Here is an 8,742-nt window from a genome sequence, read left to right as displayed (position 1 = left end):
GGCGGACGCGCTCGGCCGCCCGCAGCTTGACCGAGGCGGCCCGCGGGTTCGCGGCGACCTCCTCCTCGGGGGCCAGCTCGGCGCCCTTGGTCAGCAGGCGCAGCCGCGGCGCGTGGCCGGGCAGCTCGACGGGCAGCTCGGGCGGCGCGGTGCTGCTCGCACCGGCCGCCAGCACCTGCTTGACCATCCTGTCCTCCAGGGAGTGGTAGGCCATGACGACGATCCGGCCGCCGACGGCGAGGGCGTCGACGGCCGCCGGCAGGGCGGCCCGCAGGGCGTCGAGCTCGCCGTTGACCTCGATGCGCAGCGCCTGGAACGTGCGCTTGGCCGGGTTCCCCCCGGTGCGGCGGGTGGCGGCGGGCACCGAGGCCCGCACCAGGTCCACGAGGCGCGCGCTGCGCTCGAAGGGCTCGCGCTCGCGCTCGCGCACGACGGCGTCGGCGATCCGCTTCGCGAACCGCTCCTCGCCGTAGGTGCGCAGCACGCGCGCCAGGTCGGGCGAGGAGTAGCTGTTGAGGACGTCGGCGGCGGTGAGCCCGGCGGTGGGGTCCATCCGCATGTCGAGGGGGGCGTCCTGGGCGTAGGCGAAGCCGCGGTCGGCCTCGTCCAGCTGCAGCGAGGACACGCCGAGGTCGAGCAGCACGCCCTGGACGGCGTCGACGCCCAGGTCCTCGAGCACCTCGGGCAGGGCGTCGTAGACGGAGCGGACGAGCGTGGTGCGGTCCGACCACGGCTCCAGGCGGGCGGCGGCCAGCTCCAGGGCCTGCGGGTCGCGGTCGATGCCCACGAGCCGGACCTGCGGGCACCGCTCCAGCAGCGCCTGGCTGTGGCCGCCCAGACCCAGGGTGGCGTCGACGACCACGGCGCCGGGAGCGCTCAGCGCGGGGGCCAGGAGGTCCACGCAGCGGTCGAGGAGGACCGGGACGTGCCGCTGGTCGGTCCGCTGCTCCATGTCCTCCCTCTCCCTGCCGTGGCCAGTGTGACTCATGGTGCTCTTGTGACTCAACAGGGATCTCAACGCGACCGTCCGGCCAGGTCCCCATCCGCTCCACGTGCGCCGGGGGCGCCGTGCGGCCTGACACCGGGGAAGGTGCGTCAGGACGCGAGGAGCGGCTGGAGGCCTGGCCGGACGGGGGTGCCGAGCGGGACGCGCCCACAGGTGGGCGGCACCGCGCGGCCGGCGCTCAGCGGGTCAGAAGAGCCCGGGGACGACCTCCTCGGCGGTGGCGGAGAAGGCGCCCTCCTGCTCGGCGAGGTAGGCCGACCACGTGGCCTGGTCCCAGATCTCCACCCGGGAGCCGGCCCCGATCACGGCGCAGTCGCGGGTCAGCCCCGCGTAGCTGCGCAGCGCAGGCGGCACGGTGATCCGCCCCTGCCGGTCCGGCACCTCGTCGGAGGCCCCGGACAGGAGCACCCGCAGGTAGTCGCGAGCCTGCTTGCTCGACAGCGGCGCCTGGCGCAGCTGGTCGTGCAGCCGCTCGAACTCGGCCACGGGGAAGACGTAGAGGCAGCGGTCCTGACCGCGCGTGACCACCAGGCCGTCGGCCAGCTGGTCGCGGAAGCGCGCCGGGAGGATCAGGCGGCCCTTGTCGTCCAGGTGCGGGGAGTGCGTGCCGAGGAACACCCCCGACCACCCCCCGCAGAACGGGAGCACCACCCGCGCTCCTCATGCCCTCCACATTACTCCACTACCCCCCACCGTCAATGATCAACGGCTCATCTCGGCCGGCACCCGGGGCATCTGCGCAGGTCACAGGGGTGGTGCGAGGAGGAGGGCCGCTGCGGGCGGTGGCGCGTCGCCGTCCCCACCCCGCCGGACGGCCCCCGCCGGAGCGCTCGGAGGGGGGCGCGGGGGCCGCGGGCGAGCGGCCCGGGCGCCGGAGTGGAGCGCCGTGGAGGCCGGGTGACGTAGCGTTCGCCCGTGTCGCTGACGCAGCCGCAGGAGCACGAGCTCGACCGCGAGGGTCTCGACGACCTCGCGCAGGTTATGTCGAGGGTGCGCGCGGCGGTGGAGTCGGTCGTCGTCGGCAAGCAGGACGTCGTCCGCACGGCGGTGACCGTCCTGCTCGCCGAGGGGCACCTGCTCGTCGAGGACGTGCCCGGCGTGGGCAAGACGCTGCTCGCCAAGGCCCTGGGGCAGGCGACCGGCTGCACCGTGCGGCGCGTGCAGTTCACCCCCGACCTCCTGCCCAGCGACCTGACCGGCGTGAGCGTCTACGACGCCTCCTCCCGCAGCTTCGAGTTCAAGCCCGGCCCGGTCTTCGCCAACGTCGTCGTCGGCGACGAGATCAACCGGGCCTCCCCCAAGACGCAGTCGGCGCTGCTGGAGTGCATGGCGGAGCGCCAGGTCACCGTGGACGGGCTGACCTACCCGCTCCCCCCGCCGTTCATGGTGGTGGCCACGCAGAACCCCTCGGAGATGGAGGGCACCTACGCGCTCCCCGAGGCGCAGCGCGACCGCTTCATGGCGCGCGTCTCGATGGGCTACCCGTCGCAGGACGCCGAGCTGGCCATGCTCGACCAGCACGGCGCGAACGACCCGCTCGAGGACCTGCTGCCCGTGGCCGACCCCGAGTCCGTGCGCCGGGCGGCGGTCACCGCCTCGGGGATCCACGCCTCGCCGGCGGTGAAGCAGTACCTCCTCGACCTCGTCGCCGGGACGCGCGCGCACCCCGACGTGGCCCTGGGCGCCTCGCCCCGCGCCAGCCTCCACCTGCTGCGGGCCGCCCGCGCCGCGGCGGCGCTGGACGGCCGCGACCACGTCCTGCCCGACGACGTCCAGGAGCTGCTGGCGCCGGTGCTGGCCCACCGGCTGATGCTCACCCCCGACGCCCAGATGGGGCAGCGCTCGGTCACCGACGTGCTCGACGGGCTCCTCCGGTCGGTCGCGATCTCCTCGGGCCCGAGGACCGCGGGGCGGTGAGCCTCCTGCGCGGGCTCACGCCTCGCGGGCGCGGTGTGCTCGCGGCGGGGGCCGGCGCGAGCGTCTGCGGGCTGCTCCTGGGCCAGCGCGACCTGCTGCGGATCGCCGTCCTGCTCCTCGTGCTGCCCCTGCTGAGCCTCCTGCTCGCCGCCCGCGGCGGGCAGCGGCTCTCCGCCACCCGCACCACCACCCCGGCCCGGGTGCCGGCCGGCGCGAGCACGCGCGTGCGGCTCGACCTCAGCAACCCCTCGCGAGTGCCCACCGGGGTGCTGCTCGCCCAGGACGTGCTCCCGCACGCCCTGGGCCCGGCCCCGCGCTTCGTGCTCGACCGCCTGGGCCCCGGGCGGGCGAGCGCCGTCGCCTACACCGTCCACCCCGCGGCCCGCGGGCGCCACCGCGTGGGGCCGCTGGGCGTGCGGGTGACCGATCCCCTCGGCCTGTGCGAGGTGCCCGTGCGCGTGGGCGGCACCGACCCCCTGCTCGTGCTGCCCCGCGTCGAGCCGCTGCCGGCCCTGCTCGGGGCCAGCGGCTGGAGCGGGGGCGGCGAGGACGGCGAGCGCAGCGCCGTGGCCGCCGGCGAGCACGGCACCGGCACCCGCGAGTACCGCTCCGGTGACGACGTGCGGCGGGTGCACTGGCGCTCCACCGCCCGCCGCGGGGAGCTGATGGTGCGCCAGGACGAGCAGCCGCGCCAGCAGCGCGCCACGGTGGTCCTGGACCGCCGCGCCCGCGCCCACACCGCCGGCGGGCCCCGCTCGTCCTTCGAGCGGGCGGTCTCGGCCGCCGCCTCGGTGGCCACCGCCCTGGCCGCGGCCGGCACCGGGGTGCGCGTGGTCAGCGGCGAGCGGGCGGGGCGCTGGGTCGAGGGGCCCTCGGCGGCGGCGGCCGGCCTGCTCGACGACCTCGCCGACGTCCAGCTCGGCGACGAGGGCGAGCTGGCGGCCGCGCTGCGGGCGGTGGCGGCCTCCGGGCAGGACGGGCTCGTCGTGGCGGTGCTCGGCCGCCTGGGGCCGTCCGACCTCGCCCTCCTGGCCCGGGTGCCCGAGCGCGGAATGCGCGCGGTCGCGCTGCTGCTGGGTGAGCAGGGGGGTCCGCGCGAGCAGGCTCCCGGCCTCGCGCTGCGGCGCGCGGGCTGGACGGTGCTGGACGTGGCCCACGAGGACTCGCTGGCCGCGGCGTGGGCGAGGCTGGGAGGAGCGGCATGAGCGTGCTCGGAGGACCCCGCGCGGCGGGCGCGGTGGCGGTGCTGGCCGTCGCCGCCGGCCTGAGCCCCGTGGTCGAGGGCGGCTCGTGGCTGCGCGACGTCGCGCTGGCCACCGCGGTGGTCGCCGGCCTCGGTGCGGTCCTGGGCCGCACGCGCGCGCCCGCCCCCGCGGCCCTCGCCGCCCAGCTCGCCGGGCTCGTCGTCCTGCTCTGCGTGCTGTACGCCCCCGCCCAGGCGGTGCTGGGCCTGCTGCCCGGGCCGTCGGCCTGGGGCCGGGGGGTCGACCTCGTGGCCGAGGGGCTGTCCGTGGTGCGCGAGCAGGCCGCGCCGGTGCCCGACGCCGTCGGGCTGCGCTTCCTCATCACCGCCGGCGCCGGCGTGCTGGCGCTCGTCGTCGACGGGCTGGCCGTGCGCGCCCGCCGCCCCGCCCTGGCCGGCCTGCCGCTGCTCGGCGTCCACTGCACCGCGCTCGTCTTCGCCCCCGGCGGCCTGGGCTGGGGCTGGTTCGCCCTCGCCGCCGGCGGCTACCTGCTGCTGCTCGGCGCCGACGCCCCCGAGCGGGTCTCGCGCTGGGGGCGCCTGGTCAACCGGCGCCCGGCGGGCGACGCGGCCGGCTCGGGCGCGTGGGGCTGGGGCGCCGCGGGGCGCACCGCCGCCGTCGCCTCGGTGGCGCTCGCCGTGGTCGCGCCGGTCCTCGTGCCGGGGGTCACCGCAGGCGCCGACGTGCGCGGCTCGGGCTCGGGCACCGGCTCCGGCGGGGCGATCGACGCGGTGGACCCGCTGCTGGACCTGCGCGCGGACCTGGGGACGCGGGGCGACGCGGTGGTGCTGAGCTACCGCACCGGCGTGGAGTCGCCGCAGCCCCTGCGGATCGTCACCGTGGACACCTTCGACGGCGACACGTGGCGGCCCACCCCCGCGGAGGACCTCGAGGTCGCCGACCTGGACGACGGCATGCCCGCCGCGCCGGGGCTCGACGGCAGCACGCCCCGCGAGCGGGCCCGCTACGTGGTCACCGTCGGGGCGCTGCGCCAGCAGTGGCTGCCGCTGCCCTACCCGGCGGTGGACGTGGACGTCGACGGCGACTGGCGGGTGGACCCGAGCACGCTCAACGTCTCCGGCGAGGAGGGCCAGCGCACCCGGGCGGGCCAGCAGTACACCGCGGAGTTCCTCCAGGTGCAGCCGACCTCCGAGCAGCTGGCCGCGGCCCCGCCGGCGCCGGCGGACGTGGTCGCCGCCTACGGCACCGTGCCCGAGGACCTGCCGGAGGAGATCACCGCGACGGCCCGCGAGGTGACCGCCGACGCGTCCGACCCCTACGGCCGGGCCGTGGCCCTGCAGGAGTTCTTCCGCAGCGACGGCGGGTTCACCTACTCCCTCGACGCCCCCGAGCCGCGCAGCGCCAGCGCCCTGGCCGACTTCCTCGAGGACCGCTCGGGGTACTGCGTGCACTACGCCTCGGCGATGGCCGTGATGGCGCGCTCGCTGGGCATCCCCGCGCGGGTGGCGGTGGGCTTCCTCCCGGGGCGCCAGGGCACCGACTCCTGGCGGATCGGCCTGCAGGACGCCCACGCGTGGCCCGAGCTGTACTTCGCCGGCGCCGGCTGGGTGCGCTTCGAGCCGACGCCGGGCGCGCGCACGGGCGCGGCGCCGGAGTGGACCGTCCCGGTCGCGGCGCCGTCGGCGGTCCCGTCGGCGGCGGCCGGGGCGCAGCCCCAGGCCACCGCTCCGGCAGCGCCCGCACCGCGGTCGGACGCCGCCGAGGAGGGCGCCACCACCGCCACCGGCTCGGCGCAGGACCGGGCCGGCCTGCCCTGGCAGGTGCCGGTGGCCCTGGCCCTGGTGCTGGGGCTGGCCGCGGCCCCGCTGGTCAGCCGCTCCGTGGTGAGCCGGCGCCGCTGGTCGCGCGCCACCGGTGCCCAGCGCGCCGAGGCCGCGTGGCAGGACCTGGTCGAGCAGCTCGGCGACCTCGGCGTGGGGGTGCCGGCCTCGGCGACCCCGCGGCAGGTGGGGCGCACCCTCGTCGCGAGCGCGCCGCCGGAGGCCGTGGGCCGGCTGGTCAGCGCGGTGGAGGGCTCGCGCTACGCCGGCGCCCGGGTGGGCCCGGCCACGGACGACCTCCGCGCGGACGACCTCCCCGCGGACGTGCGCAGCGTCGTCGCGGCGATGGCGGCGACCCGGCCGCGGTCGGCGACGTGGCGCTGGCGGTGGTGGCCGACCTCGGGGATGGCGCACCTGCAGCGCGCGGCCTCACGCCGTCGGGGCCTGCGGCTCCGCCGGCCCTCCGGGCGAGGTGGCCGGGGCGCGCAGCAGTGAGGTGAGGGAGACCAGGGCCCAGACCCCTTCCAGCAGCAGGAAGCCCCACTGGCGCTCGAGGGCGGCCTCGACGGCGAGGATCGTCGACCCCACGAGGTTGGCGAGGACGTAGCTGCGCGAGGTGGTCGTCACGCGCCCGCGCTGGGCGAGCACGAACGGCACGAGGATGAGCAGCGACCCGACGACCTGCACGACCTGACCCACGACGAGGCTCCCGATCGCGTCGTCTTGTCAGGCCGGGTACGACGCGCCTCGTCCGGACGGCGCGCCTGCGCCGCGGGGGGTGGAGGGGACTAGCTCCAGCGGTCGTCGCGCCGGCGGTCCCAGCGCTGCTCGAGCCGCTGCATGAAGGTGCCGCTGCGGGCCGCGCCGCGCGAGCCGCGGGCCGGGTGGCGTCCGCGCGCGGCGGAGGAGCCGGTCCGCGGGGCGGGGCGGCCGTCCGGCCCGACCACGCCCACCGGGCCCGAGCGCGGGCTCGGCGACGAGAAGGCGTAGACCAGCCCGGCGAGCATGACGAGGAACGCACCGGCACCCAGCAGGACCCAGGCGTTGGCGACCGCGATCACCAGGAGGCCCAGGCCCACGAGCACGGCCAGGACGCCGATGATGATCCGTCGTCGGGCAGCGGGCGCGCTGCGCGGCCCGCGCATCGTGGAGGCGAAGCGCGGGTCGTCGGAGAGCAGCTGCTGCTCCATCTGCTCGAGCAGACGCTGTTCGTGGTCGGACAGCGGCACCGCGACCTCCTGGGTCGTGCCTACGTGAGCCCTCAGGATAGGTCCCCGACAGGGGTGTGGAAAGCCAGACGCCCGCTCGGTCGAGCCGGGTCGCCGGGGCGGTGGTCGGCCTGGTGCTCGGGCTGGTCCACGGGCAGGAGCGCGGCCGGGCGCACCGCTCCGGCGCCGAACCGGGCGCTGGCGGCGTCCACCGCCTGGTCCGCCTCCCGCCAGCCGTGCTCGCGCTCGTCGAGCAGCAGCTGGCGGGGTGCCCGGGCGGCGTCCACCAGGCCCTCCACCCGCACCCCCACGAGGCGGATCCTGGCCCGCTCCAGGCCCAGCGCGGCCCACAGCGCCACGGCGGTGGCGTAGACGTCCTGGCTGACGTCGGTGGCCTCGCGCAGGGTCCGCGAGCGGGTGATCGTGGTGAAGTCGGCGAAGCGCACCTTGAGCACCACGGTGCGCCCGGCCAGCCCCGCCGCGCGCAGCCGCGCGGCCGTGCGCTGGGACAGGCGCAGCAGCTCGCGCAGCACCACCCGCGGGTCGCTCACGTCGCGGGCGAAGGTCTCCTCGGCCCCGGTGCTGCGCTCGGGCTCGGACGCCACCACCCGGCGGGGGTCGTGGCCCCAGGACAGCGCGTGCAGGGAGGAGCCGAGGGCCTCGCCCAGCGCGCGGCGCAGCGTCGCCTCCCCGGTGTGGGCCACGTCACCGACGGTGGCCAGGCCCAGGCGCAGCAGCTGCTCCTCGGTGCGCTCCCCCACGCCCCACAGCGCCCCCACCGGCAGCGGGTGCAGGAAGGCCAGCACCTGGTCGCGGGGCACGACGAGCAGGCCGTCCGGCTTCGCGCGCGCGGAGGCCAGCTTGGCCACCGACTTGGTCGTCGCGACGCCCACCGAGCAGGTGACCCGCTGCTCGTCGGCGACCCGGTCGCGGATCTCCTGGGCGATCTGCGCCGGGCTGCCCATCCGCCGCACCGCGCCGCTGACGTCGAGGAAGGCCTCGTCCAGGGACAGCGGCTCCACCAGCGGGGTGACGGCGGCGAAGACCGCCATCACCGCGCGCGAGACCTGCGCGTAGCGCTCGTGGTCGGGCTCGAGGACGACCGCCTGCGGGCACAGCCGCCGCGCGCGCCCCACCGGCATCGCCGAGTGCACGCCCGCCGCGCGCGCCTCGTAGCTGGCCGAGAGCACCACGCCGCGGCTGCCGCCGCCGCCGACCACGACCGGCCGCCCGACGAGGTCGGGGCGGGCCAGCAGGGACACCGAGGCGTAGAAGGCGTCCATGTCCACGTGCAGCACGGTGCAGCCCGCGTCGTCCCCGGACAGCCCCGCGCCGGCCGCACCGGCCCCGGGTCGCTGGAGCTGGCGGGAGGTCATCGGCCCGAGCTCCCCGGGCTGGCGTGCCACAGGGGGCGCGGGGGCCGGCGCCGCGCGCGCCGCTCGAGCGCCTCCTCGTCCGCCGCACCCACCCGCGAGCGCGTGTCCTTGACGTCGCCGCCGGCCGGCTCGAGGTCGGCGTAGGGCGACTGCCGGAACCCGCTGGCGTGCACGAGCACCCGGCGCTGCCCGCCGACCTCCTCGGGGGCG

At 77.7% G+C, this 8,742-nt stretch carries 9 protein-coding genes and 1 riboswitch; of the genes, 3 read left to right on the top strand and 6 right to left on the bottom strand.

Annotation, left to right across the window (positions count from 1 at the left end):
- Together rsmH and mraZ are read right to left on the bottom strand one after the other, a co-directional pair.
- Nucleotides 1-952, bottom strand: a 952-nt coding sequence (gene rsmH, locus AC5FZL_RS13430) for a 16S rRNA (cytosine(1402)-N(4))-methyltransferase RsmH (protein WP_493619390.1), incomplete at its 3' end; no start/stop codon positions are given.
- A gap of 240 nt (nucleotides 953-1,192) precedes the next feature.
- Nucleotides 1,193-1,624 carry a division/cell wall cluster transcriptional repressor MraZ gene (gene mraZ / locus AC5FZL_RS13425; RefSeq protein ID WP_493619392.1) on the bottom strand — a complete coding sequence of 144 codons (432 nt, stop codon included), beginning with the start codon at nucleotides 1,622-1,624 and terminating at the stop codon, nucleotides 1,193-1,195.
- Nucleotides 1,625-1,987: 363 nt separating this feature from the next.
- Between mraZ and AC5FZL_RS13420 the strand changes: the two genes are divergently transcribed.
- The 3 genes from AC5FZL_RS13420 to AC5FZL_RS13410 are packed head-to-tail and all read left to right on the top strand — an operon-like array spanning nucleotide 1,988 to nucleotide 6,443.
- Nucleotides 1,988-2,923 (top strand): AAA family ATPase, encoded by a 936-nt coding sequence (locus tag AC5FZL_RS13420; RefSeq protein ID WP_493619391.1) that lies wholly within the window; start codon nucleotides 1,988-1,990, stop codon nucleotides 2,921-2,923.
- Nucleotides 2,920-4,128: a DUF58 domain-containing protein gene (locus tag AC5FZL_RS13415; RefSeq protein WP_493619389.1), complete on the top strand. Its 1,209-nt coding sequence runs from the start codon at nucleotides 2,920-2,922 to the stop codon at nucleotides 4,126-4,128. The genes AC5FZL_RS13420 and AC5FZL_RS13415 overlap by 4 nt, the downstream gene beginning before the upstream one ends.
- The gene (locus AC5FZL_RS13410; protein ID WP_493619387.1) at nucleotides 4,125-6,443 is read left to right on the top strand and encodes a transglutaminase TgpA family protein; all 2,319 of its coding nucleotides are present in this window, start codon (nucleotides 4,125-4,127) and stop codon (nucleotides 6,441-6,443) included. The genes AC5FZL_RS13415 and AC5FZL_RS13410 overlap by 4 nt, the downstream gene beginning before the upstream one ends.
- On the opposite strand, the gene AC5FZL_RS13405 is transcribed toward AC5FZL_RS13410, so the two are convergent.
- The 4 genes from AC5FZL_RS13405 to AC5FZL_RS13390 all read right to left on the bottom strand — a co-directional run.
- A complete protein-coding gene (locus AC5FZL_RS13405) occupies nucleotides 6,378-6,647 on the bottom strand; it encodes a CBU_0592 family membrane protein (protein ID WP_493619385.1) in 270 nt (89 codons plus the stop codon). The genes AC5FZL_RS13410 and AC5FZL_RS13405 overlap by 66 nt on opposite strands.
- A 13-nt stretch (nucleotides 6,648-6,660) precedes the next feature.
- Nucleotides 6,661-6,724, bottom strand: a riboswitch (guanidine-III (ykkC-III) riboswitch).
- Between the two features lie 12 nt (nucleotides 6,725-6,736).
- Entirely contained in the window at nucleotides 6,737-7,177 is a 441-nt protein-coding gene (locus tag AC5FZL_RS13400; RefSeq protein ID WP_493619383.1) for an SCO2097 family morphological protein, read from the bottom strand.
- Nucleotides 7,178-7,209: 32 nt separating this feature from the next.
- The gene (gene dinB, locus AC5FZL_RS13395; protein ID WP_493619382.1) at nucleotides 7,210-8,532 is read right to left on the bottom strand and encodes a DNA polymerase IV; all 1,323 of its coding nucleotides are present in this window, start codon (nucleotides 8,530-8,532) and stop codon (nucleotides 7,210-7,212) included.
- Nucleotides 8,529-8,742, bottom strand: a 214-nt coding sequence (locus AC5FZL_RS13390) for a hypothetical protein (protein ID WP_493619380.1), incomplete at its 5' end; no start/stop codon positions are given. The genes dinB and AC5FZL_RS13390, both read right to left, overlap by 4 nt.

The organism is Quadrisphaera sp. DVD1, from assembly GCF_058932755.1.
The sequence above is the reverse complement of the archived record's forward strand: the minus strand, read 5'-3'. Positions and strand labels throughout refer to the sequence as shown.

What these genes read in the sequence shown, in the direction of transcription:
- AC5FZL_RS13420 (WP_493619391.1), top strand. Translation starts at nt 1,988, where the DNA reads ATGTCGAGGGTGCGCGCGGCGGTGGAGTCGGTCGTCGTCGGCAAGCAG.
- AC5FZL_RS13410 (WP_493619387.1), top strand. Translation starts at nt 4,125, where the DNA reads ATGAGCGTGCTCGGAGGACCCCGCGCGGCGGGCGCGGTGGCGGTGCTG.
- dinB (WP_493619382.1), bottom strand. Translation starts at nt 8,532, where the DNA reads ATGACCTCCCGCCAGCTCCAGCGACCCGGGGCCGGTGCGGCCGGCGCG.